The sequence below is a fragment of the Alkalibacillus aidingensis genome (assembly GCF_014595945.1).
Taxonomy (GTDB): Bacteria; Bacillota; Bacilli; order Bacillales; family Alkalibacillaceae; genus Alkalibacillus; species Alkalibacillus aidingensis.
Window position 1 is genome coordinate 973,391 of sequence record NZ_JABXWU010000001.1, and the last position, 25,113, is coordinate 998,503.

At 36.5% G+C, this 25,113-nt stretch carries 27 protein-coding genes; 5 read left to right on the forward strand and 22 right to left on the reverse strand.

The genetic code is table 11. The features are described 5' to 3' along the window. Positions 1-41: 41 nt before the first annotated feature. Genes HWQ49_RS05010 through HWQ49_RS05025 form a run of 4 tightly spaced genes read right to left on the reverse strand, consistent with a single transcriptional unit; the run spans position 42 to position 3,549 of the window. Positions 42-920, reverse strand: coding sequence for a metal ABC transporter permease (locus tag HWQ49_RS05010; RefSeq protein ID WP_188206453.1), 879 nt, complete (start codon positions 918-920; stop codon positions 42-44). Beyond that, positions 921-1,835: a metal ABC transporter permease gene (locus HWQ49_RS05015; RefSeq protein WP_188206454.1), complete on the reverse strand. Its 915-nt coding sequence runs from the start codon at positions 1,833-1,835 to the stop codon at positions 921-923. 10 nt (positions 1,836-1,845) lie between these two features. After that, positions 1,846-2,601: a metal ABC transporter ATP-binding protein gene (locus HWQ49_RS05020; RefSeq protein WP_188206455.1), complete on the reverse strand. Its 756-nt coding sequence runs from the start codon at positions 2,599-2,601 to the stop codon at positions 1,846-1,848. Positions 2,602-2,622: 21 nt separating this feature from the next. Then, positions 2,623-3,549: a metal ABC transporter solute-binding protein, Zn/Mn family gene (locus HWQ49_RS05025; protein ID WP_317450906.1), complete on the reverse strand. Its 927-nt coding sequence runs from the start codon at positions 3,547-3,549 to the stop codon at positions 2,623-2,625. A gap of 252 nt (positions 3,550-3,801) precedes the next feature. Here HWQ49_RS05025 and mntR point away from each other — a divergent pair, with 252 nt between their 5' ends. Continuing rightward, a complete protein-coding gene (gene mntR / locus HWQ49_RS05030) occupies positions 3,802-4,227 on the forward strand; it encodes a transcriptional regulator MntR (RefSeq protein WP_188206456.1) in 426 nt (141 codons plus the stop codon). Between the two features lie 44 nt (positions 4,228-4,271). On the opposite strand, the gene ytxJ is transcribed toward mntR, so the two are convergent. From ytxJ to HWQ49_RS05045, 3 genes are all read right to left on the reverse strand, one after another. Then, entirely contained in the window at positions 4,272-4,592 is a 321-nt protein-coding gene (ytxJ, locus tag HWQ49_RS05035; RefSeq protein ID WP_188206457.1) for a bacillithiol system redox-active protein YtxJ, read from the reverse strand. Positions 4,593-4,659: 67 nt separating this feature from the next. Next, the gene (locus tag HWQ49_RS05040; RefSeq protein WP_188206458.1) at positions 4,660-5,052 is read right to left on the reverse strand and encodes a YtxH domain-containing protein; all 393 of its coding nucleotides are present in this window, start codon (positions 5,050-5,052) and stop codon (positions 4,660-4,662) included. A gap of 24 nt (positions 5,053-5,076) precedes the next feature. Next, the gene (locus HWQ49_RS05045; RefSeq protein ID WP_188206459.1) at positions 5,077-5,493 is read right to left on the reverse strand and encodes a DUF948 domain-containing protein; all 417 of its coding nucleotides are present in this window, start codon (positions 5,491-5,493) and stop codon (positions 5,077-5,079) included. A gap of 141 nt (positions 5,494-5,634) precedes the next feature. On the opposite strand from HWQ49_RS05045, the gene HWQ49_RS05050 reads away from it, so the two are divergent. Further along, positions 5,635-6,747, forward strand: coding sequence for an aminopeptidase (locus tag HWQ49_RS05050; protein WP_188206460.1), 1,113 nt, complete (start codon positions 5,635-5,637; stop codon positions 6,745-6,747). Positions 6,748-7,294: 547 nt separating this feature from the next. On the opposite strand, the gene murC is transcribed toward HWQ49_RS05050, so the two are convergent. From murC to HWQ49_RS05080, 6 genes are all read right to left on the reverse strand, one after another. Continuing rightward, positions 7,295-8,590, reverse strand: a complete 1,296-nt coding sequence (murC, locus tag HWQ49_RS05055; RefSeq protein ID WP_188206461.1) for a UDP-N-acetylmuramate--L-alanine ligase — start codon at positions 8,588-8,590, stop codon at positions 7,295-7,297. 185 nt (positions 8,591-8,775) lie between these two features. Further along, positions 8,776-9,885 (reverse strand): nicotinate phosphoribosyltransferase, encoded by a 1,110-nt coding sequence (locus HWQ49_RS05060; RefSeq protein ID WP_188206462.1) that lies wholly within the window; start codon positions 9,883-9,885, stop codon positions 8,776-8,778. A 67-nt stretch (positions 9,886-9,952) separates the two neighbouring features. Then, a complete protein-coding gene (gene ytpR, locus HWQ49_RS05065; RefSeq protein ID WP_188206463.1) occupies positions 9,953-10,555 on the reverse strand; it encodes a YtpR family tRNA-binding protein in 603 nt (200 codons plus the stop codon). Positions 10,556-10,561: 6 nt separating this feature from the next. After that, on the reverse strand, positions 10,562-11,374 hold the full coding sequence (locus HWQ49_RS05070) for a DUF1444 domain-containing protein (RefSeq protein WP_188206464.1): 813 nt from the start codon (positions 11,372-11,374) through the stop codon (positions 10,562-10,564). A gap of 706 nt (positions 11,375-12,080) precedes the next feature. After that, complete coding sequence (locus HWQ49_RS05075) at positions 12,081-13,103, reverse strand: PTS transporter subunit IIC (protein WP_188206465.1); 1,023 nt, start codon at positions 13,101-13,103, stop codon at positions 12,081-12,083. Between the two features lie 19 nt (positions 13,104-13,122). Then, positions 13,123-13,632, reverse strand: a complete 510-nt coding sequence (locus HWQ49_RS05080) for a hypothetical protein (protein ID WP_188206466.1) — start codon at positions 13,630-13,632, stop codon at positions 13,123-13,125. 141 nt (positions 13,633-13,773) lie between these two features. Here HWQ49_RS05080 and HWQ49_RS05085 point away from each other — a divergent pair, with 141 nt between their 5' ends. Next, positions 13,774-14,217, forward strand: a complete 444-nt coding sequence (locus tag HWQ49_RS05085; RefSeq protein WP_188206467.1) for a YtoQ family protein — start codon at positions 13,774-13,776, stop codon at positions 14,215-14,217. Between the two features lie 111 nt (positions 14,218-14,328). Here HWQ49_RS05085 and HWQ49_RS05090 read toward each other — a convergent pair whose 3' ends face one another. Then, the gene (locus tag HWQ49_RS05090; RefSeq protein ID WP_188206468.1) at positions 14,329-15,396 is read right to left on the reverse strand and encodes a M42 family metallopeptidase; all 1,068 of its coding nucleotides are present in this window, start codon (positions 15,394-15,396) and stop codon (positions 14,329-14,331) included. Positions 15,397-15,551: 155 nt separating this feature from the next. On the opposite strand from HWQ49_RS05090, the gene HWQ49_RS05095 reads away from it, so the two are divergent. After that, positions 15,552-15,860 (forward strand): peptidase M4, encoded by a 309-nt coding sequence (locus tag HWQ49_RS05095; protein ID WP_188206469.1) that lies wholly within the window; start codon positions 15,552-15,554, stop codon positions 15,858-15,860. A 177-nt stretch (positions 15,861-16,037) separates the two neighbouring features. Here HWQ49_RS05095 and HWQ49_RS05100 read toward each other — a convergent pair whose 3' ends face one another. From HWQ49_RS05100 to HWQ49_RS05135, 8 genes are all read right to left on the reverse strand, one after another. Further along, a complete protein-coding gene (locus HWQ49_RS05100; protein ID WP_188206470.1) occupies positions 16,038-16,892 on the reverse strand; it encodes a YtnP family quorum-quenching lactonase in 855 nt (284 codons plus the stop codon). 22 nt (positions 16,893-16,914) lie between these two features. Next, on the reverse strand, positions 16,915-17,553 hold the full coding sequence (gene trmB / locus HWQ49_RS05105) for a tRNA (guanosine(46)-N7)-methyltransferase TrmB (protein WP_188206471.1): 639 nt from the start codon (positions 17,551-17,553) through the stop codon (positions 16,915-16,917). Positions 17,554-17,660: 107 nt separating this feature from the next. Then, positions 17,661-18,455, reverse strand: coding sequence for a phosphotransferase family protein (locus HWQ49_RS05110; protein ID WP_188206472.1), 795 nt, complete (start codon positions 18,453-18,455; stop codon positions 17,661-17,663). A gap of 108 nt (positions 18,456-18,563) precedes the next feature. Further along, entirely contained in the window at positions 18,564-19,493 is a 930-nt protein-coding gene (locus HWQ49_RS05115) for a diacylglycerol/lipid kinase family protein (RefSeq protein ID WP_188206473.1), read from the reverse strand. 26 nt (positions 19,494-19,519) lie between these two features. Then, positions 19,520-20,458: an NERD domain-containing protein gene (locus HWQ49_RS05120; RefSeq protein WP_188206474.1), complete on the reverse strand. Its 939-nt coding sequence runs from the start codon at positions 20,456-20,458 to the stop codon at positions 19,520-19,522. A 12-nt stretch (positions 20,459-20,470) separates the two neighbouring features. After that, complete coding sequence (gene thpR / locus HWQ49_RS05125; protein ID WP_188206475.1) at positions 20,471-21,037, reverse strand: RNA 2',3'-cyclic phosphodiesterase; 567 nt, start codon at positions 21,035-21,037, stop codon at positions 20,471-20,473. A 23-nt stretch (positions 21,038-21,060) separates the two neighbouring features. Next, positions 21,061-21,771, reverse strand: coding sequence for a pseudouridine synthase (locus HWQ49_RS05130; protein WP_188206476.1), 711 nt, complete (start codon positions 21,769-21,771; stop codon positions 21,061-21,063). Between the two features lie 12 nt (positions 21,772-21,783). Further along, positions 21,784-23,406, reverse strand: coding sequence for a putative polysaccharide biosynthesis protein (locus HWQ49_RS05135; protein WP_188206477.1), 1,623 nt, complete (start codon positions 23,404-23,406; stop codon positions 21,784-21,786). A gap of 90 nt (positions 23,407-23,496) precedes the next feature. On the opposite strand from HWQ49_RS05135, the gene HWQ49_RS05140 reads away from it, so the two are divergent. Next, positions 23,497-24,768, forward strand: coding sequence for a BaiN/RdsA family NAD(P)/FAD-dependent oxidoreductase (locus tag HWQ49_RS05140; protein WP_188206478.1), 1,272 nt, complete (start codon positions 23,497-23,499; stop codon positions 24,766-24,768). Positions 24,769-25,113: the final 345 nt, after the last annotated feature.

A 25,113-nucleotide genomic window follows, 5' to 3' on the forward strand; every position in this document is an offset into this window, starting at 1 on the left:
CCGACGAACGTCAGATGAATTTGGCATTCGTCGGAACCCACTTATGTGACATGTATCTTCCCTCGATGTGAGCGTTGATACATTTTTTTGATTATTAATTGTAAGATAAACACAATCGCGAAAATTAAACCAAGTGCTACTGACATAGCACCAGCAATAGATACATCAAACCAATAGGCGATTGCATAACCAACTACTGACCCTAAAATTCCTACCATCGCACTGACAGCAATCATAGTACTAAGTCGTTTAGTCATTAAATAGGCTGTCGCACCAGGTACGATCAACATGGTTACAACTAAAATCGAGCCAACACTTTCGAATGACGCCACAATTGACAAGGAGACCATCCCCATTAATAAATAGTGGATGAACACAACATTAATTCCTAATGCCGTTGCCAAAACTGGGTCAAATGAACTGATTTTAATTGGTTCGTAAAAGATAATCAATATGACCGTATTAATCACTAATACTGTTCCTAACATCCATACTGCTTGTGGTCCAAGATCCACACCAAATAATGTGAGTCGATTCCAAGGAACAAAGGTAATCTCTCCCATAAGCACATGATCAATATCTAAATGGACTTGGCGAGCGTAAATGGAAACTAAGAACACTCCTAAGGCAAATAAGCTAGTAAAAACAATTCCTATCGAGGCGTCAGTATGAATCCCTCGATTGTATAAAAACTGTACTAAAAACGCCGTTAACATACCAATTATTAGCGCACCGATTAACATATAAATTGATGATAAGCTTTGACTGATTAAATATGCTAAAACTATTCCTAGTAACACAGTATGACTAATTCCATCTGATAACATGGCCATCTTTCGGATGATTAATAGACAACCAATCGTCCCACAAGTCACCCCTACTAAGGAACCAGTTAATATAATCCACATTTCATAACTCATCTAGATCACCTTATGCTTTCTTGTGGTTTGTTGGTTCTTATGTGAGCGTCTCAATTTTCTAAATACCCAATTCTTATAAACAATACCTCTTTTAGGGGCAAATAATAATGATAGGAAGAAAATCGCTGCTTCACATAAGACAATAACAGGTCCAGTCGCCACTCTTAAAGCCAATGTGCTAAAATACGTCCCCAATAAGCTGGCTATACCACCAAACGTTCCAGCTAATAAAAGCATCACAGATAATTTTTCCGTCCATAATCTTGCTGCAGCTGGTGGAATGATGATCATAGCTGTCATAAGTACTACCCCAACTGTTTGGATCCCTATAACAATAGCACCGACTATTAGCAACATTAGTAGATTGTTAATCTTATTATAAGAGAGCCCCAAGGCTTTTGCGAAGTTGGGATCAAATGTGATCAACTTAAACTCTTTATAAAACAAAACTAAAACAGTGACTAATACTAGAGAAACGATGGAAATAATCTGTACATCCTGACTTGATAACGATGCAGCTTGCCCGAAAACAAACTCATCTAAGCCACTTTGATTTCCTGCTAAGTTATTGGATATATATGTTAATAATACAACCCCAAACCCAAAAAAAACGGATAAAACAACCCCGATTGAAGTATCCTCTTTGAGTTTAGAGTGTTGAACGATATACTGGATACAGTATGTGGCTATATATCCAGCAATTACAGCGCCAATTAATAAATAAATAAGTTCTTTATCTCGAACAACGATAAAGGCAAGACAAACCCCTGGTAATGCTGCATGGGCAACAGCATCACTGATCAGACTTTGTCTTTTTAACACCGCAAAACAACCAATCATTCCACTTGTAATTCCTAAAATAGTGGTCCCTAAGAGTACCCATTGTAAATTTGGATCTTGTAGCCATTCAAACATCAAATCATCCTCACGAATGTAATACAGATGGATTGGACTGATTTGTATTTAAAACCTGTAAACTTCCACCGTAAGTTTGCTGGATATTCTCTAAGGTAAATACTTTCTCAGTTGGACCAGCATGTAAGACCTTTTGATTGAGCAAAATTAACCAATCAAAGTATTCACTAACTGTTTGCAAGTCATGATGGACCACAATGACTGTTTTACCTTGCTTTTTCATCTCCTCTAGAAGTTTAACGATGGCCTTTTCAGTTGCGGCATCAACACCTGTAAAAGGTTCATCCATTAAATATATTGGAGAATCTTGTGCTAAAGCTCGCGCTAAAAAGACTCTTTGTTGTTGACCTCCAGAAAGCTCATTAATCTGTCTTTTCTCATATCCATCCATGCCCACTTTTTTTAAACAACTTTTCGCTGTATCAATATCATCTTTACTATTGCGATGCCATCTTTTTTGCTTTCTATACATACCCATAAGCACCACATCTAGAACATTTGTTGGGAAATCCCAATCAACTTCTTCTTTCTGTGGCACATACCCGACTTTTTGTCGCTGTTTACGGTAAGAGTCACCTAGTATTTTTACATCTCCTGAGACTCTAGGTACGATGTCTAAGATCGATTTAATAAATGTGGACTTACCAGCACCATTTGGGCCGACTACTCCAACAAGTTTCCCAGTAGGAATGTTGACATTAATATCCCGGAGTACGAGTTGTTTTTGATAAGCTACTGAGACATCCTGCAATTCAATAGCATTCATAAGATCCCTTCTTTTTTCAGATTATTTTAATGATGAAACAATGACATCAATATTATGTTTAAACATGCCAATATAGGTACCTTGCTCTGTACCTTCTTCACCCATAGCATCAGAGAATAACTCCCCACCAATAGTCACTTCTTGGCCTCTTCTTTCTGCTCCTTCAATGACTGATTCCATAGCACGCTCTGACACACTACTTTCAGTAAAGACAGCCTTGACTTCGTGATCAACTAATACAGAAACAATGTCCTGAATATCAGCCACGCCATAATCAGAATCTGTACTTAACCCTTGTATTCCAATGACTTCAAAGTCAAATGCAGTTGCAAAATACCCAAAAGCATCGTGAGCTGTAACTAGTATACGACTTTCATCAGGAATTGTTGCAAGTTCATCTTCAGCATACGTTTTTAATTCTTCTAACTCTTCTTGATAATTTTCCGCATTTTCCCTAAAGATTTCCTCATTCTCTGGTGAAAATTCACTCAATTCATCAGCAATGTAGTTAACAACAAGAGCCCATAAATCTAAATCAAACCAAATATGGGGATCTACCTCATTTGGATTTTCCATATCCTGCTGCAGTTGGTCGTCTGGAAGACCATTAGCTACAGCTTTTGTTGGTTTTTCACTATCTATTTGTTCTAGTATATCACCCATATTGCCTTCTAAATGCAACCCATTATAAAAAATCATATCCGCATTTCCGAGTTTACGAATATCACTTTGAGTTGCCTGATATAAGTGTGGGTCAACTCCAGGCCCCATTAGTGCCTCCACTTCTACTAAGTCCCCACCAACATTCGTCACTGCATCTGCAATTTGGCCCGTTGTTGTTGTAATAACAATTTCACCATTTTGTCCTTTTCCATTATTCTCACCACTACCACAAGCAGCCAAGAACAGGATCATCACAATGGCAAACATCATCATAAACTTTTTCACCAATCATCTTTCCTTTCTGTCATCTCAAAAGTTGACCTAAGGCAAATTCTTAATTAAAAAAATCTATCTTATGTTTATGTCACTCATTTTTAATGGTTACACTTTTTGCCCTCAGGCAAATTTATTTGCATAAGTAAAATTTAATACAAATGATGTGAATTGTCAATATCTTTAAATCTGTCCTATTAATTCTTTTTCAATCAGTCATAATTTGATAAAATAAGGTGTAATCAACTTTTTCGGAGGTAAGACATGCCAACTCCAAGTATGGAAGATTATATTGAACAAATTTATATCTTAATTGATCAAAAAGGCTACGCGCGTGCCTCAGATATAGCTGAAAGGTTATCAGTTCACCCTTCATCCGTTACAAAGATGGTAAAAAAACTTGATCAAATGGACTACCTTCATTACGAAAAGTATCGTGGGTTAGTCCTGACTGATAAAGGAAAGAAGATTGGCAAAAGGCTTGTATATCGTCATGAGCTTCTTGAACAGTTTTTGGCCATTATCGGTACCGAAGAGCATAGTATCTATGAGGAAGTTGAGGGGATTGAACATCATTTAAGCTGGGATAGTATATTCAGAATTGGTGATCTGGTCGAATACTTCCAAGAGGATCCAGAGCGTCTAAAAGCCTTAGAAAAGGTCCAAAAACGAAACAGTAATCAAGATTAAATATCCCCTTAAGAGATTAATGTCCATCTCTTAAGGGGATATTTTTATTGTGTAACTTCAGTTAATTTTTTGGCCGTTACATCCCAATGAGAAGCGTGAAATTCAACTTGTCCATTCTTAAAGTAAAAAACTTGTGGAGACTCATGCTTAATATCAAATTGCTCAGCAATTAAATTGGATAATTCACGATTTTCTTGAATGTGAATAATATAAGCTGGTATATCCGATTCCTCTGTAAATTTTTCAAACTGTTTCTTAGCTTCATCGCTAATTGGACAGGTAAGACTATGTTTTAGAAGTAAAGCTTCATCTTGACCGACCATTGTTTGCAATTCATCTTCTACAGTAAGTTGTTTAACTGTCATGATTCTAAAACCTCCTCATCAAATAAAAAGTTGCTGGTTAGAGTCAACCAACAACTTATAGTTTATTTTATGTGTTTTGTTGAGAACGTTCAAATAATTGATTTGCCTCTTGACGTTCTAATTCTTCTGTTACTTCCTCAATCGCATCAGCTACATCTTGAGCAACGCCTTGTCCTTCTCGCTGTTCCTTAAATTCATTTACTTTTTCCTGGAGTTGATCTTTTGTTTCTTTAAACTGATGAGAAAGCTCCGTTCCCTTTTCATATGCAACATCTTTCCACTCATCAGCACGTTCTCTTACATGTTGAGCACCTGTGTTGATATCGTGGCGTAATTCTTTACCAGACTTTGGAGCAAATAACAAGGCTACTGATGCACCAACAATCCCACCGATTAATGATCCAATCATAAAATCTTTGCTGTTAATGTTACCCTCTTGTGTTTGGTTTTCTTTACTCATTCCAACTCCTCCTTATAATCCCTATTATTTTTCCTTATATCTTTTCCACAAATGAATTGCCGCTTCCCCCCATTTAATGGTTTGTGAAGTCTGAGCAGCATGTTCATTAGCTTGGTCCTGAATTTCCTCAGATAGTTTTTGTAACGATTCGTTAAATTGGTTCACAGTATATCCTATTCCTTTAATACCATCAAATAAAACATCCATTTTTTCGGTTTTTTCAGTTATATCTTCTGCTAAACGGTTTGTTTTATTAAGTAGGCGTTCTGTTTCTTTAGAAACACCTTCCATTTGCTCCTCAAATCCCTTGACCGTACTTGCCACATTATCTAATGTTTTGGTGACAGATTTCAAGGTTCTCGAGATATAAATAACAAGAACAATAAATCCTATAGCAAAAGCGATAGCAGCAATTAGTGCAGCGATATGTAATAAATTCAAAACTAGATCACTTCCTTCCAACTCTTGTTATATTTAATCTATACCCGGACGACAATCTTGTCAAACTTATTAGTGAATTTACGCCATAATTTCAGTATAATGGTTTCATAAGTTGTTATACATTTCAAAGGAGGCAAAAAAATGCGTGATCCTAGAATCAATAAACTAGCCGATCTACTAGTCAATTATTCAGTCAAACTGCAAAAAGATGAAAAGTTATTAATTGAAAACACTGGCATGCAACGTGAATTAGTTTCTGCCATTATTGAAAAAGCATACGAAGCAGGTGGCCATCCATTCGTTGAATTAAAGGATCCAAAAATTATGCGTAGTCTTTTAAAAGGTGCCAATGAAACACAGTTAAAAGCTTGGGAGAAATATGAGTCCACTGTTATGGAAGACATGGATGCGTACATAGCGATCCGTTCCGGTGACAACATCAATGAATTATCAGATGTTCCGGGTGAGAAAAATAAACTGTTTGGTCAAACTGTGATGAATGTACACCGTAACATTCGCGTTCCTAAAACTAAGTGGTGTGTCTTACGTTACCCTAACGAATCAATGGCCCAGTTAGCAGAAATGAGCACTGAAGCTTTTGAAGATTTCTATTTTGATGTTTGTACGTTAGACTATGCCAAAATGAGCAAAGCTATGGATGCATTAGTAGAAAAAATGGAAAACACTGATGAAGTGAAAATCCAGGGACCTGGTACTGACCTGACCTTCTCGATTAAGGATATTCCTGTGATCAAGTGTGCTGGTGAAATGAATATTCCTGATGGTGAAGTTTATACAGCGCCTGTAAAAGATTCCGTTAATGGAACACTTACTTATAATACTCCATCTCCGTACCAAGGGTTTACTTATGAAAATGTTAAACTTACATTTGAAAACGGTAAAATAGTTGATGCACAAGCTAATGATACAGAACGTATTCAAGAAGTGTTTAATACAGATGAAGGTGCTCGCTATATTGGCGAATTCGCTATAGGAATCAATCCATATATTCAACATCCAATGAAGGATATTCTATTCGATGAAAAGATTGATGGAAGTTTCCATTTCACACCTGGACAAGCTTATGATAATGCCTACAATGGTAATGACTCATCCATTCACTGGGATATGGTAAATATTCAAAGAGCGGATTATGGTGGTGGAGAGATGTATTTTGACGGCGAGCTAATCCGTAAAGACGGAAAGTTTGTCATTCCTGAATTGGAAGCGTTAAATGCAGACCAACTTAAATAATATAGGTGGTATTGTGGGCTTCCGTAAGGGGGTGGAACGTTAATTAGACTGCTTCTAATTGACGGTAATTGCTTCACAAAGTGGTGGAACGTTAATTAGACTGCTTCTAATTGACGGTAATTGCTTCACAAAGTGGTGGGACGTTAATTAGACTGCTTCTAATTGACGGTAATTGCTTCACAAAGTGGTGTAGCGTTAATTAGACTGCTTCTAATTGACGGTAATTGCTTCACAAAGTGGTGGAACGTTAATTAGACTGCTTCTAATTGACGGTAATTGCTTCACAAAGTGGTGTAGCGTTAATTAGACTGCTTCTAATTGACGGTAATTGCTTCACAAAGTGGTGTAGCGTTAATTAGACTGCTTTTCTCGGGCATTTTGCGCTTTATACGGGGCAAAACGGTCTTGAGAACACTTCTCTCAGACTCTTTAACACACCATATTGCTCATAACTTCATTAAACCCGACACACAGCGTAGTTAATGAACATCATACATCTGATGAATTTATAAAAGCCGATCCAACATAATTGGATCGGCTTCATTCATTAAGCCAAGGCTTTAAAAGCTTCTTGATATTTTTGAATATCTCCTGCTCCCATAAACAAGATCACACTATGATCATGAGTTTTTAATAATTCGGTATCACCTTCTGGCAACAATTTAGATCCTTTGATTTTTTCCTGCAGATCTGAGATAGATAAGTTCCCATCTTTTTCCCTTGCAGAGCCGAAAATATCACACAAATAAACATAATCTGCTTTTGATAAGCTCTCGGCAAATTCATTTAAAAACTTTCGTGTACGTGTATAAGTATGAGGTTGAAAAACAGCTACAACCTCTTTATCCGGATATTTTCTTCTCGCCGAATCAATGGTGGCTTCAATTTCCCTTGGGTGATGTGCATAATCATCAATAATAATTTGGCCATTTTTCCACTCGGTTTCAGTAAATCGCCTCTTAACACCTTCAAATGTGTAAATTTTCTTGATTTGCTCTGCAGTAAATTCTTCATAATCACATAAAGCTATGACGCTTAAAGCATTCAAGACACTGTGCTCACCATACGTTGGAATTTGGAAAGTGTCAAAGTAAGTCCCCCTTACAAACACTTCAAATTCTGTTCCCTCAGGTGATTCTTGAACATTCTTAGCATAAAAATCATTCTCTTCAGAAAAGCCGTAATACACAACTGGAACTTTCGCATGAATTTCTTGCAGTTTTTGATCATCTCCGCAAGCAATAATGCCACGCTTCACTTTAAGTGCCATCGACTGAAAAGCGTCAAAGACATCTTCAATGTTTTCAAAGTAATCAGGATGATCAAAATCGATATTAGTCATAATCGCATAATCCGGTTCATATGCCAGGAAATGCCTTCTGTATTCACAAGCTTCAAAAGCAAAATACTCACTATCCGATCGCCCACAACCAGTTCCATCACCTATTAAATAGGATGTTGGGACATTTTCACTTAATGTATGAGCCAAAAGACCAGTTGTCGAGGTTTTCCCATGTGCTCCAGTTACAGCAATACTTGTATAATTGTGAATGTATTCGCCTAAAAACTCATGGTAACGATAAAATGGGACACCCAATTCCTTTGCTCTAACAATCTCTTCATGTTGGTCATTAAATGCATTACCTGCAATGACAATTTGATCCTCTTGGATATTTTCTTGTTGAAATGGCAAAATAGGAATATGTTTCTCACGTAATGCTTCTTCAGTAAAAAATGTCTTTTCTATATCTGAACCTTGAACTACCTCACCTGAATCGTGCAAGATTTGAGCTAACGCGCTCATTCCTGTTCCTTTTATGCCAATAAAGTGGTAAGTCGACATCAATCGAACCCCCGTTTTTTATCATTCTATAATTAATATATGTTTCAATTTATATTTTGCTTTTTTTATTATAGCAGAATTCTTAGTATTATCCAGTATGTACAGAAATCAATCTTATTACAACCAGATTAATATACGTCACAAAAATAAAAAGATTGATTGCGTTGGCAATCAATCTTTTCTTCTTAATCACCTGCATATTCCACTTTTTCCAACCGTGGATTTGGGTTAAAATTCCGTCCTTGCTTTGCTTCTTTTTCACCGTTAAGTAAGACATTGTCGCCTGTAAAACCGATCTTAATTTTTAACAGACTACTACCAACACCATACATATCAACTGGTACTTGCAAAGATTCAAAGCGACGAATTTTCTCCTCTGTGAAGCCTCCACTTGCCACGATTTTCACATGATGAAAACCTTCGTCATCTAATGCTTTACGTAAAGCAAAAATAAGTTGTGGGTTAACTCCTCTTGGGTCAAATGAACCCATAAGATGTTGATTACGTAAGAAATACTTATCAACCATGTTTTTAGATGTATCCAAACGTACACCCTTCAGTTCTTCTCCAAATGCACGAGCAACTTTTAATGAATCTGTAATCACATCATTGTTATAATCAACCAAAGTAACTAATTCATCATTAGGGAATGTTTTTTGATAAGCCTCAGTAGCTTTAACTAAATCACCTTTGAACATTTGAATAAGCGCATGTGGCATCGTTCCCATACCATGCTTACCCCACCATTCATTCATCGCATGTGTCGCCTGAGCTGTGGAGCCACCAATATACGCAGCATAACCATCACCGGATTGCTGTGTATAGTGATCATCACGATCCCCCATAAAAATAACTGGCTTTTGCTCTCCTGAGGTACGTGCAGCTTTAACGACATTATAAACATTCGTTGCTACTGAAGTTCTTCGTCCCAAAATGCCATCAATAATTCCCTCAAGGTAACCAAAATCTTGATAACGTCCTGTAACTGTCAAAACTGACTCATAAGGACTAATTTTGTCACCGTCTTGTAAAGAATAAATCTCTAAATCCTCTGGGTTATCAGCAAAGGTGTGCAGTAAAGCAATTGCTTCATCAGTGCCACATAATACTGCGTCACTTTTTTGAAAAAACTGCATGGTTACCTCATTGTCTGATAAATGTTGATCAACAATCTCTTTAGTTTTCAGGAAATAAACAGCAGAAAACCAACCTTCTTTAATTCGTTCATCAAATTTAAATGTTTGATTGGTTAGGCGTTTAATCATCCCTTTTTGTTTCATTTCAAATTCTTTCATCGTAGACCCCTCATCGACTATTGTAATTGGGTTCATCCTAACATTTCTGTTAGTCTTTTTGAACCATTTATAGCTTAAACGGACTTCCTACCTCAAATTGATCATCTAGTACTAAAATCCCCTTTTCCTTCGGTGCATCTGGAATATTTAGTTCCTTAGCAGAACAAATCATCCCCGTTGATTGTACTCCTCGTAATGTTGAATCTTTAATCTCAAGACCACTTGGCATAATTGCACCAACCTTAGCGACGACCACTTTTTGTCCTGCATCTACATTGGGAGCTCCACAGACAATTTGTAACTCTTCATCACCAACATCAACTTGACAAACACTCAATTTATTAGAGTCTTCGTGTTCTTGCTTATCTTTAACATAACCTACAACAAACTTAGGTGACAAATCTAGGTCTAATTTATCTTCTAGTCCATTTTCATTAAAAATCGTTTCAATTTTGTCTATGAACTCTTGGCTAACATTCAACAAGTCATAATCAGCAACATTCATCTTCTTAGAGATGTTAAAGATATTATAACCGACCGGTTCATTAGAATCAGATATAGAAATCTTGGTTACGTCTTTAGAAGTTCTAGTTGTAATGTTTTGGTCGGTTTGTTTTAAGGTTAGTATTAATACATCTCCAATACCTTGTGGATTATAGACTACTTGCATAACTCTCTACTCCTTATCATTTTCAGGTTTTTTCTGCGCTAGAATAAAAATTGGCTCTAAATTTCGTTCCTCATACAAAAATGGTAGTGAAGTAATCGGAATCCGTCCTTCAGCAAAGAACTGCATCATCATTTGAGCTAATATATCATATCCCATTTTATTACGAATGTCTGCAAAAATACAGACATCTTGGTGTGGAACACCGATCGCTAGCTCTCCTTGACTTTTTGCCTTCATTTCTTCTAATAGTGCTTCATTTAGAATTCGACTAGCGTCATAGCCGTCGTTAGTAGATAGAAAATAAAACGTATTACCTGCTACCTCATCTACTTTCATATCAGTAGTCAGACGCCTAACATTAAACATGGCTACTTCTTTGATTCTTTCCCTTTCCCAACTTTCCTTGTTAAGCATATCCTCATCAATTAATCGGTAAGACTTACCTAAATCAATAGCGTAGTATATACGGGTTTCAGCAGTATGTTCTGTAAATATCAAAGGAACACCTTCGTTGGATTCCTCTGGAAATGATCCTGAGCGTATAACAGGGTAAATTTGGGATTCTTTACCTTCTAAAGTTTGCTCCTCATTCATTATAGTTAACGCTTCTTTTATGTGCGATTCTAACTCATCTAAAGCAGCATCTTGTCTATTTTCCCATTTAGCAATTACACCCGGTAGAGAAATAGTAACACCTTGTTGGGTGCTTTTCCATTCTACTCGAAATGTATCTTGATCCCGATCAAAATGGGTATTCCATTCTTCATTTTGAAAGCGTTCTTCTAACATCTTTTTCATTTTGACACTTGTCATTTTCATCAGTAATTGCCCCCTTTTCCGAAGCACTAGCCATTATTTTATCATGTATTGACTAGAGTGGAAAGTTAGGCACATATTGTCATATAAGATGGTAATATTCGGAAGGAAATTGAAACAGCTGAAACATCTTCGACCTTACCAAAATGTTCAGTCTGTGGGTTCATCAGGCTCGTGTTGTTTCCACGATGCATAGGACGTGCTAGTGTTGATGCCACAGGACATGGCGTTTTCACCGAACAGGAGTCTACGTATTATGCCTACGTTAGTGGTGGCTTTTCTATTTAATATAGAGAATGTTTATTACCTTTTGATTGACGTTTTGCGCTTCACAAGATGGTAAAACGTCACTGAGACTGCTTCTCGATGACATTTTGCGCTTCACAAGATGGTAAAACGTCACTGAGACTGCTTCTCGATGACATTTTGCGCTTCACAAAAGACCAAAACGTCATTGAGACTGCTTCTCGATGACATTTTGCGCTTCACAAAAGACCAAAACGTCATTGAGACTGCTCTTCGATGACATTTTGCGCTTCACAAGAGACCAAAACGTCATTGAGACTGCTCTTCGATGACATTTTGCGCTTCACACGAGACCAAAACGTCATTGAGACTGCTCTTCGATGACGTTTTGCGCTTCACACGAGACCAAAACGTCATTGAGAGCCCAAGAACATCAAAGTTAATGAACACCAACCACTCACACTTATTTTGTATCTAGTTTCATATCTCCAAATTTTATATAACCTAATTTACGAAGCCACTCTGACACGATTAAACTAATAATCATGGGGCCAACTACAAATAAAAGAATGTCGATCCACAGCAGTTCTACTGAAAAACCCATTGTTTCAAAAGTCATAATAGGTCCTACTAAACCACTTGTTCCCATTCCGGCACCGATTGCATTATTTTCTAATTGCAACCAAACAGTAGCCACAGGCGCTAAAACGATTCCAGCTATTGTTGGTGGTAATAGAATAATAGGCTTTCTAACCACATTAGCTATCTGTAGCATTGACGTGCCAATTCCTTGGGAAACTAAACCACTAATACCATTTTCCCGATAACTACTAACAGCAAATCCAACCATTTGTGCCGCACATCCGACCGTCGCTGCACCTGCAGCTAACCCTTCCAATTCAAGCATAACCGCGATCGCTACACTCGAAATCGGTGCAGTTAAAGCAAGTCCCATTAAAGCAGCTACTATCATTCCCATTAGAAAAGGTCTTAAATCTGTTGACCAATTAATAATAGCTCCAAAGCCTTCTAATAAAGCCGAAATAGTCGGGCCAATAAATGAAGCGACGATGAAACCAACCACAATGGTGACAAATGGCGTGACAACAATATCAACCTTTGTTTCACCACTCACTAATTTACCAATTTCGATTGCGATTAAGGCAGCCACAAACGCTCCTGCTGGCCCACCTAAGTATGCTCCATAGCTTCCGGCAAACAAGGCACTATATAATACTAACGAAGGTGCTCTTAGACCATGTGCAATGGCAACACCAATCGCTCCTCCGTATATGATGTCTTGCGTAATGAAGTTACCAATCTCTACAAAAGCGTTAGGCATAAACGGGACTTGTTCACCCAACGTCTGGATGATCACCCCAATAATTAAAGAAGCAAATAACCCTAATGCCATATAACTTAACGACGTAATGACATAATTTTGAAATGACGGTTCGATTCCTTTACGTTTAAGAAATGCTTTCACAAATGAAACCCCCGGTTAATTAATTTTCTTCTACAGACTTGATCATTTGAATCATCATCTCTACATCTTCACTCATTTGTCTTACCTCAGTTATAGTGGACATCTTAACTCCACCAATTCCTACATGTATTTCATAGCCTTCATTTTCATCTTCACGTTCAACCGCATGAAGATATGCAAAGGCATCATCACTTTCATAAGTTCTTAAGTGTAGGGAATCCTCCTCAGAAATTTGATTATAAAACCATTTACTATTAGGAGATTCAAATTCGTTAATCAATAAGACAAACGGTTGGTTTCCATTTGAAAAAATAATGTTATGGTCACTTGTTTCAACAACCTCTAATTCATCAGGTTTATAGATATCAAATTGTTTAAATGAATAATTAGTATCAATTTGTTCATTTGAAAGAAAAACATCCTTCAAATGTTTGTCTGCTTCATTTAATACATCCTCTGTTGATTGAGTACAAGCTGTTAAAACAAATAATGACAACCATGCGACAATAATTATTTTCATTCTACTCATATCTACACCTCCATAATCCTACTTATCTATAAAACAATTATAATCAAAAATAAATGTGATTGGTTTGACAAAATCTAGTTACCTGTTCATTATTTAAAATATAAGTATTATGTCATCTTATATTTTATAGGAGGTTAACTTATGAGCTATTCTATTTATCTAGCAGGTCAAATTCACGATAACTGGCGTGAACAACTTAAACAAAAAGCTGCGGAGAAAAATCTCGACATTACTTTTTACGGACCACAAGAAGATCACGGATTATCAGATGATATTGGTGAAAACATTCTGGGTGAGCAATCTAATAACTTATATCGTGATGATGCAGCATCCAGCATTAACAACTTCCGTACTGAAATGATGATGAATCAGGCGGATGCGGTTATTGCTTTATTCGGCGAATCCTATAAGCAGTGGAACACCGCCATGGATGCAGGTATTGCAATTGGGTTAAATAAACCTCTAATCTTAATTCGACCTGAATCACTCATTCACCCTTTAAAAGAATTATCAAACCGAGCAAATGTGACTGTTGAAACGATTGATCAAGCTATTGAAGTATTAGTTTATACACTTAAATCATAACACACTAAAGAGAGATGATCGGAGGACCAAGTGTCCAATTCATCTCTCTTTTTTATGAGACTGGGACCATACTAAGTGAAGTGATGCCACTTTTATCCAAGCCTCTTTTATTTAACTATTCTGTCTAATGGTATCTACCGTTGATTGGTCAACTGATTTAACTAATTTTACTAGTAACTCTTTTGCTGCAGCATAATCATCAACATGAATGATAGATGAGCTAGTATGGATATAACGTGAACAAATGCCAACAACCGCAGATGGTACTCCTTCATTGGAGATATGTACACGTCCAGCGTCTGTACCACCTTGTGAGATGAAATATTGATAAGGAATATCATTAGACTCAGCGGTATCCAAGATATAATCTCGCATACCTCGATGTGTAACCATTGTACGGTCAAAAATTCTTAATAATGCACCCTTACCTAATTGGCCAAATTCTTTATCGTCACCTTCCATATCATTAGCTGGTGATGCATCTAGTGCAAAGAATATATCAGGGTCAATCATGTTAGCCGCTACTTGTGCACCACGTAACCCGATTTCCTCTTGAACAGTTGCACCAGAATAAAGTGTATTCGATAGCTTTTCACCTTGTAATTCTTTTAATAATTCAATCGATAAGCCACATCCGTAGCGATTGTCCCATGCTTTGGCCATAATCTTCTTCTCATTAGCCATTTCTGTAAAAGGACATACAGGAACAATCGGTTGTCCTGGCTTAACACCAATGCGCTTAACATCATCTTCATCATCAGCACCGATATCAATTAACATATTCTTGACTTCCATTGGTTTTTTTCGCTGCTCTGGCGTTAAATTATGTGGTGGGATTGAGCCAATAACACCATCTACTGGTCCATTCTCAGTAATCACTTGGACACGCTGTGCAAGCATCACTTGATTCCACCAGCCTCCTAATGTTTGAAAACGAAGCATCCCATTTTTCGTGACCTGCTTAACCATAAAGCCCACTTCATCCATGTGGCCAGCCACCATTACCTTAGGACCTTCACCTTGGCGTACACCAAATACTCCACCTAGACGATCTTGTATAACCTCATCAGAATACTTTTGAAGTTCTTCTTTCATAAACTTTCTAACCAAATGTTCATTACCTGGCGCACCTGGTAATTCAGTTAACGTTTTGAACATATTCTTCGTTTCCTGATTCATTATGTATCACTCCAAATTTTATTTTGTCCACTTTTATTTTAACAGAAAATTAACATTAATCCATCATTGTTTACCACCAATTTTAGTTTAAGTTACCCATAATTAAGACTATAATAAGAATATAGAATCGTCAGAGAAACTGGAGTGAATTAAATATGAAATGGTATAAGCTAATCGTCCCTGCTGCAATTGGATTATTAGTTGGAGCGATCGTCGCCAGAAAGGTTAAACATCAACTACTCCCTGAAATAGCTTTAAAGCGAGTTAAAGAACATTTTGCTAAGGAAGGTCCCATTAGTGGTTCGTGGATTATGATGGAGCAAGAAGAATATGAAAGAGATGGGCAAATCTTTCATGTTTATAAAGGGGGAATCACCAGAACAATTGATGGAGAAAAAAAACAATATACTTTTTACGTCAACGCTTCTGATGGACATATCTTGGAGATCACTAACTTAAATTAACTAGCTAATGGATTAAGTTTCGTAGAGTTAAAATGGATCACAAGTTTAATAAATGAAGGCTAAGACATGATTAAGTTTTCACATCGAGTTCAGACACTCACGTTTGTAAAAATATACTTCAGTCTTAGCCTCTTTGTTTAATTGGCTATATTTCTCTTTAGATTATGTGAGACAACCTTATTGATATTCATATCGCTTACGATCTACTTGATCGATAACATGTTTATTTTGATCAAATTTTAACGCACGATAGAACGCATCATGATAGAAAATAAACCAACTATTTTTTTGGTAAGCTTGATCTTGCAAGGCTTTTTTCTCATGAACACTTGTTACCGGATAATCATCATATGCTAATACCCATAGTGGATTTTGGTGGCCATGTGTCGGCATTAAGTCTGCCATGTGAATAAAGCTCTCATCCCCATCATCAAAGGTAATAACACTATGACCATTACTATGCCCACTCGTATGAATCATTTTCAGATCAGGAAGTACTTCAATTACTTTCGAAAAAGTCTTCACTTGCTGTTGAATAGGTTTCCAATTTTCCTCCCAATAAGTATTTTTAGAACGCATATTGGGGTTTCTCATCTCTTCCCACTCAACATCTGAAGTATAAATTACAGCTTGGGGAAATGTAGAAATTAATTCACCTTCTGAATATTTAGTTAAACCACTAGCATGATCAAAGTGCAGGTGGGTCATTAAAACGATGTCAATATCACTTCGAGTTAGACCTAACTCTTTTAATGAACTTATGACACTGGATTCTTCTAAAACGCCAAAGTTTCGTTTCTGCTTGTCATTCATTTTACCTAAGCCAATACCAGAGTCGATTAAAACATTCTTCCCGTCTACCTGTAAAAGGATTGGGTCACACCTCAGCTCAATTTGGTTGAGGTCATTGTGAGGGTATTTTTTACTCCACAAAGGCTTAGGGACAACACCAAACATGGCCCCACCATCCATGTGGGTGACACCACCATTAAGCCAGGTTAATTTAGCTCGACCTACAGTTAATACTTCCATACGTTTATCTCTCCCTTTGAAATTATTCAAATGTCGCGATACAACGATAAATAGGTTGTCCTTTGTTTGAGAACTTTTCTTCATATTCTGTCATCACATTTGATTCATCTTCTAATTCATGAAGGTCAAGTGTTACATCTTCTAATTTCATGCCAAATTGTGAAAAACTAACCAATGTATATTCAAAAAATCCACGATTATCGGTTTTTAAAATGATTTTCCCTTGATCTTTTAATACATTTTGATATTGTTCTAAAAAAGTTTTATAGGTTAAACGTCGTTTTTCATGGCGTGTTTTCGGCCAAGGATCAGAAAAATTCAAATAGATAGTATCAATTTCATCTCTTGCGAACATATCCCTTAGGTCCCTAGCATTTTCATACACAAGCCTTGCATTAGAAAGTTCACTTTCCTTAATTTTATCAATAGCACTGACTAAGACATTCTTATCACGTTCAATGCCAATAAAATTAGTTTCAGGATTTTTCTTAGCCATTCCTTCAATAAATTGACCCTTTCCAGTTCCAATTTCTAATGCTAACTTTTGTTTTTCAGTAAACAATTGATTCCAATTACCCTTTTCCTCATAAGGATTCAACACGGCTATTGAGTCATTCTTCTTAATATAATCTTCAGCCCACGGCTTGTTTCTAATTCTCATAAAGACACCCTTTTCAATGATCTTATATAGTTATTTTACTGTCATTTCTATTATACAAGAAAAAAATCTATATCCAAGGTATGTCCTCCTTAGATATAGATTGATGATTAAATATTTATAAATGATTGCTGATTACTTTTTAATTGTTTTTCCCACTTTAGTACCTCATTAACCTCATTACGCTCTAGATGCCAGAGATAATATGATAACGATTGGGCAACTTTATACCATTGAAAACGAACCAGTAAATTGTTAGTTAATTCAATTCCATACTGGTTCAGCCATGATTCCCAGTCTTCACGTGGAATATATTGATATAGTAACATGCTTAAGTCCATAGCTGGATCTGCAATGACAGCATTATCCCAATCTATCAAATAAAGATGGTGATCCTCACCTAGCATCCAGTTTTCGTGATTTAAATCGGCATGACAAACCACTTTTTTCTGATTCTCTACATATCCAATTGAATTGGATAAGAACTCGACAGTTTTCGTGATATCGTCTTTTTCAATCACATCTAGTTTACGACATTTTTCTATCAAGTTCACTAGAAGGTGCCAAGGTTCTAACGGTTTTTTACCCATTCGCATAAACAAGTGAAGGATTTCCGATGAATGGTGGATCTTACTGATCAATTGAACGACATCGTCTTGTTTCATCTCTTCTTTTGTTAATACTCGACCTTCCAGCCATTTTTGTGCTGTAATAACATCACCATTAGCAAGCCTCTTTGTCCAAACGAGCTTCGGAACAATGCCCTCTGCTGACAAGATTGCTAGAAATGGGGATGAGTTTCTCTTTAAAAATAGTTTTTGTTGATGACTTTCAGCCAAATAAGCCTCTCCAGAACTTCCACCAGCCGGAGAAATTAGCCAATCGGAACCCAGTATTTGTTCCATTTCATTCACCTACACTTTAACGAGTCGTTCGACAAAAATTTATAAAGTCAGACTAGATTAGAATAACCTATCTTCCCGTCATTAATCAAGGGGGATCTGAAATAAAATTTAATTTCTTAAGATCAAGCGTTTTACGGAATCCTTCTTAACCCTACAATAATCGGTATCTTGAGTGTATCCATCCGCTTGATAACTGATGCTTTTTTCTGATAATAGTTCAATTTCTCTTGCTTGAAACGTGTCGATTTCTTTAAGAGAAGTGTGTCTTCCGACAAATACAGATAAAAATACAAACAACAATTTCCACCTAGATATTTGATTAACAACCGTAATGGTAAAATGATGAGGGTTGATCGTTGCTTCTGGAGCAATTTTCATCCCTCCACCAAAGTAAGGATGATTACTAATGGTTAACATCCATATATTATTCTTTTGGATTGGCTTTCCATCAACATATAATGTGACATTCTTAGGTTGATAGATAAATAGTTTGACAACTAACCCGTAGACATAAACCAGTGGAGTTAGCCGTAAACGATTCAACCATTTTTTCATTCGAGATTGATTAACAAATTTAGCCACTTCAGCATCGAAGCCGAATCCCATGCTTGTAGCAAAATAATTCTCTTTATTTTCTCTGTCCTGATCTAATTCATATAAACCAAACCAATAAGGTGAATAATTTGCCTTAGTAAAGATTCTTTCAAACTGATTATACGGGTTAAGACCTAGGTCACATCCACGGGCTAAATCATTTCCTGAGCCTGTAGGGATAAAGGATAGCTTTATGTTAGAGTTTCCTTTTAGCCCATTAATGACTTCAAAAAACGTTCCGTCTCCACCGATAACAGCAATTAGTTCTAATTCGTCTCCATATATTGAAATAACTTCTTCAGTGAGCTTTGTAGCATGTCCTTCATACTCTGTTAAGTACACATTGATCGATTCTTCATCTAATTTATAATGCTTCAATAAAGAATGATAAACTTTTTTCCCACGTCCGTTTCCAGCAACAGGGTTAACCACGAACACATACATCTTTTAGCTCCTTTATCGAATTTTAATCACTGATTATCTTCAAATGTTTGAGATTGAAAGACACTTTGATCATCTTCATCATCTTCCCATTCAGGTCGTTTTATAGATGTTATTTGGGTATGCTTTAATAACGTCTCAGCTACTTTAAGTTGTTGAAATTTCAAAGGAAAACTCATTTGTCTATGTTGGTTAACCCAATCTTCAAAGTTGTTCGCATCAATATACTCAGTTTTATACGGTGAATGATGATCAGTTATGAGATGTTGATTAGTTAAAACCATTTTCTTAATAGGGAAAGACAACTCGTCATGCCTCAGAATACTATTAATAGCCCCTTCCATTCTTTTTAAACTAATATTTGGATTAACTGTGGTTTCTTTACGTGACTTCGTTTTTTTGAGCCAAGTGCGTTGATCTAATGGAATATAAGATATCTGTTCATTGCCTCTGTCCTCTAACCAGGTTATACATAGGATCTCTATGGGTGTAATGATAATGATCTCTGCTTCTAACAGGGCATTTTTCAATTTAAAAATCGGTTCAAAAAGAACTAAATATGTATCTGGCAGTCTTTTTAAAAGCTCTTGTAGTTTGTCATTATATTGATAGCTACGATCTAAAAATGACACTTCTTGGAGTGTGCTAGATGCCCATTTTAATTGAAATTGGAAAATTTTATCTAAAAATACTTGTTTTAACTCAACTTCTGATTGTGGGAGACTTTGCTCACGGTTGGATTCAAATTCTTTATCTACTTCTTTGGTTCGCTTAAACAATTTTGAAAACAGTGAATCTCTTGGCCTTTCTTCCTCCTGATCAGCAATTTGCTGTTCATTCTGTTGCATCCATTGTTCTAGGATCCCATGATAGTTTTCCTTTTTAAGCCGGATAAATTGTCCTGGATAACGAAAGACATCAATTTGATACCGTGAAATATAATCTTGCAACTTGATTAGCTGTGCCATCATCATGCCACCTTAAGTTTTTAATTGAAAAGACTGGATTACCTGATACTTAGGTTTTTGATTAAGATTTATTTGGTAAATATTAAAATGATCAACCGAAAAACGATAAACAGAACCCCTACTTATAAGCTCCGAGGATAAAGGATTAGTTAATGACATGCTTTGATCTTTCCATTTTTTAGCCAAAGTAATATGAGGACGATAAGGACGGTTTTCCATCTCAAAACCATTTTTAACAGCTGATTTCTCAATCAATTGTTTGATTAGATCTAAGCGTGGGTGACCTTCAACATGTGCATAGGTTACTCGTGGTTGTATCTTTTTACCAAAAAAACGAATCCCATCTACTTTTAAATCAAAAGATTCTGGAAGATCAAGATTTAGAATGGACTTGGTCAGCTGATCAATCTTTTCATCTGAGCAGGGTCCAAGGAATTTTAAGGTAATATGGAAATCTGCTTTTGCTACCCAAATTCGATAATCAACGTGAGGTTTTAACCGTTCCTGCCAATCAATCAGCTCTTCGGCAACTTTGGTGGGAACAGGTATACCTATAAAATAATGAGGAAGATTTGTCATTCATCATCACTTCTCCTTCGTTATTACTCCTTTAACAACGCTAATTCTTCGTCTAACAATTCCCGATACTCACCTAATTCTAGGGCCTCATCTAACTCTAATGTTCCAATCTTTAGTCGTTTTAAATAGCGTACTTCCTTATTGACTGCCTTAAACATCCGTTTAATTTGATGGAATTTTCCTTCTTGAATAGTGATCTGCACCCAAGAAAAATCGCCAGCTACCTTTTCAATATATAATGATGCTGGTTTTGTTTCATAACCATCATCTAATGTGACTCCGTTCTCAAATGCCTGTACCTCATGATCACTAACTCTTCCTTTAATGGTAGCTTCATATACCTTATCGACTTTCTTTTTTGGAGAGGTTAATTGATGGGCTAATTCCCCGTCATTAGTAAGTAAAATCAGCCCTTCTGTATCCTTATCAAGCCGTCCAACCGGAAATAAATGAAACTTATGATAATAAGGGTCTAGTAGATCAGTCACACAACGATCCTTAGCATCGTGTGTGGCTGAAACGATCCCTTTCGGCTTATTTAGCATAATGTAGATGAACTCTCGGTAATCAATCAATTCTCCATTAACGATGACTTCTGATTCGTATGGATCTACATGTGTCGAAACATCCTTTGCTTTTTCACCATTCACTTCGACTGAACCATTTTTAATTAACTTTTTCACTTCTTTTCGAGAGCCAAAACCCTCATTAGCCAACAATTTATCTAATCGCATTGTCACTATCTCCTAAATAAAGAATTTTGAAAATCGATTAATTCGGTCACCCAATAAATGTCTTAATAATGTTGTTTTATAAGCTAGCCATAGATAAACATAACCACCGATTAATACCGAAGCAAATAACTGCACAGAAAGTTTAATTTTCGTTGGTTCATCACCAAACGGTAAACCGACTAACCATCTAATAAGGAACACAGCGAGTCCCATTACAATAGTTAAAATCACAATTAGTTGAGACTTCTTAAATAATGGTTTAACTTCAAAACGTGTTTCTTTATATAATTTAACAATATTTAACGAAGATGCAGCTAATACCGCCAAACCTGTTGCAAGTACCGCTCCTTTAGCCTCTAACCAATAAATAAAAGGAACGTTTAAAGATATTTTAATCAATAGTCCAACAGCTAAACTTATTAAAGTAAAGTTTTGTCGATCAATCCCTTGCATCATCGAAGAACTGACGGTAAACAAGGCAAAAAATAATGATACCGGTGCATAATATGCTAACAGAGGACCTGCATAACTTATTGATTCTATATCATACAACACACCATAAACTTCAGTCGAAAGAATGGATAGACCTACAGCAGCCGGGAAAATTAATAACATAACAATGTTAAAGGCTTGACTAATATACCTCTGGTAAAGCTGATGATTATTTTGGGTAAATGCATGAGTAATGGATGGTAGTAATGCCGCAGCCAATCCAATTCCTAATGTTACCGGTATAATTATCAGCTTATGTCCATACAAAATAATCACAGAAAGTAGCGACTCTGATACATCAGCCAGTCCGATATTTGCCATAGCACGGTTAAATGTTAATTGGTCAACCATTTGATAAAGTGGTGTTGCAACTCCCACTAAAACAAAAGGTCCGGCGTATGAAAACAGTTCTCCATACATTTGCTTATGAGTTAAAGAAGGTGTGCTATTTGCTGAAACCTTATACTCTTTTTCAATTAACGGTTTACGCTTTTTGTATATACTTGCTAAAAGCAAACTAGAAATCAAAGCTCCAATAAAGGCAGCAAAAGCTGCTAGACCAACTGCAAATGTAATCGTTCCATCAAATATATGAATAACAACAAAAGCTCCAGCGAGTAAGAATATAATCCTCGCAATTTGTTCGACTACAATGGATATAGCGCTAGGTCCCATGGAGCCGTGCCCTTGAAAGTATCCCCTAAGTAAACTCATAGGTCCGACAAGCAATAAAGCAAAGCTAACCATTTTTATAACAAATGTAACATCACTGATCGAGTTGGCGAAATCGCCATCATCAGGGACGAAAAGCTGCGCCAACCACTCAGCACTAAAAAACATAACAAGAAAAGCTAGAAAGCCTGTACCCAACAGCAAGAATAAACCTGATTTAAACATGGCTTCTTTCGTTGCATAGTCTTCTAAAGCGTTATACTTTGAAACAAACTTAGCCATCGCCATTGGTATACCTAATACAGAAAGTGCTAAAAAGATCTGATACGGATTATATGCATAAGCATATAAAGCACCACCTGCTTCCCCAACTAAGAAGTGAAAGGGAATAACATATAATAAACCTAAAGTCTTGGTTAAATATCTAGCACCTGTTAACATCATGGTGCCACGTAAAATCGACTGGGACATTATTTTCACCTACAATTATTGTTCAATCTAACTCTTTTATTTTATCATATACAGTGAATAAAAAAACGACTAGAAGGGTATGAAATCATTTTGAAATATGATGTAGTAGTTATTGGTGGAGGTCCATCGGGATTAATGGCTGCAATCACAGCTGGTAAAAATGGCGCCAAAACCTTACTTATTGAAAAAGGGAAAAAACTTGGAAGAAAGTTAGCCATTAGTGGTGGGGGACGATGTAATGTCACCAATGTTCTTCCGGAGAAAGAATTAATTGAACATATTCCTGGTAACGGGAAGTTTCTATACAGTGGATTTTCGATATTTAACAATTACTCAATAATTGATTATTTTGAATCGCTAGGAGTAAAGTTGAAAGAAGAAGATAAAGGAAGAATGTTTCCTGTTAATGATTCTGCCAAGACAGTTGTAGCTACATTAGTCAAACAGCTGGATATTCATGGCGTTGATACTTTGCTGAATACTAAGGTGGAGGCCATCCATTATGATGAGCCAATGCACAGAGTAATTATTAAGGAGCAAGAGGCGATCCAAACATCATCAGTTATAATTGCTGTAGGGGGAAAATCCGTCCCACATACAGGAAGTGAAGGACAAGGCTACGCATGGGCTAAAAAAGCTGGACACACCATTACTGAGTTGTATCCAACAGAAGTGCCGATCACATCTGACGAACCATTTATTAAACAGAAAGTCTTACAAGGGATTTCATTACGTGATGTTGCTATAACTGCATTAAAGCCCAATGGTAAACCAATCAAAACTCATCGTTGGGATGTTTTATTTACTCACGAAGGTATTTCTGGACCAGCTGCTCTTAGGTTAAGTCAGTATGTTGTCAAAGCACTGAAGAAACATCAATCAAATCATATTAAAGTTTCTATTGACTGTTTCCCAGATTTAACAGAACAAGAATTAATGAATCAATTTATGAATTTATCAAAACAATCACCCAATAAATCCATTAAGCAAGTATGGAAGCCTGTTATCCAGGAAAGAGTACTATTATATTTAATGGAATTAGTCGAATTAGACCCTATGACCACTTACCATCACCTTGAGAAAAGAAAAGTTACAGATCTTGCGCATAAAATGAAACATTTTGAGTTTAATGTAAATGGTACACTCTCAATAGAAAAAGCCTTCATTACTGGAGGTGGTGTCTCACTAAAGGAAATAATACCTAATCAAATGGCCTCTAAGCTAATGGATCGATTATACTTTTGTGGCGAAATACTTGATATTCATGGTTACACAGGTGGATTTAATATTACGGCAGCCTTCACAACTGGCTATATAGCAGGGTTAAATGCTGCTGAAAGAGCAACAACTTTTAATTATTAATATGGATCACCCACACGAAATAGCACCCTATAAAATAGGTAATAGTCGTTCTATTTCAAACGTGGTGTTGTATAAATTAACATCAACGGCTCGAGATCTACCCACGGCGAACGCTCACCGAAAACAAGTTATACAAATGGATTAAACATCAACAGCTTAAAATGCCCAACACATTTAATAAATAGCAAAAAAGCCTGAGTCAATATGAATGATTGATTCAGGCTTTTTGCAAAGATAATAAAAAAACTAAGAGATTATTCTCTTAGTTTTAATTGCCCGGCAGCGTCCTACTCTCACAGGGGAAAAACCCCAACTACCATCGGCGCTAGAGAGCTTAACTGCTGT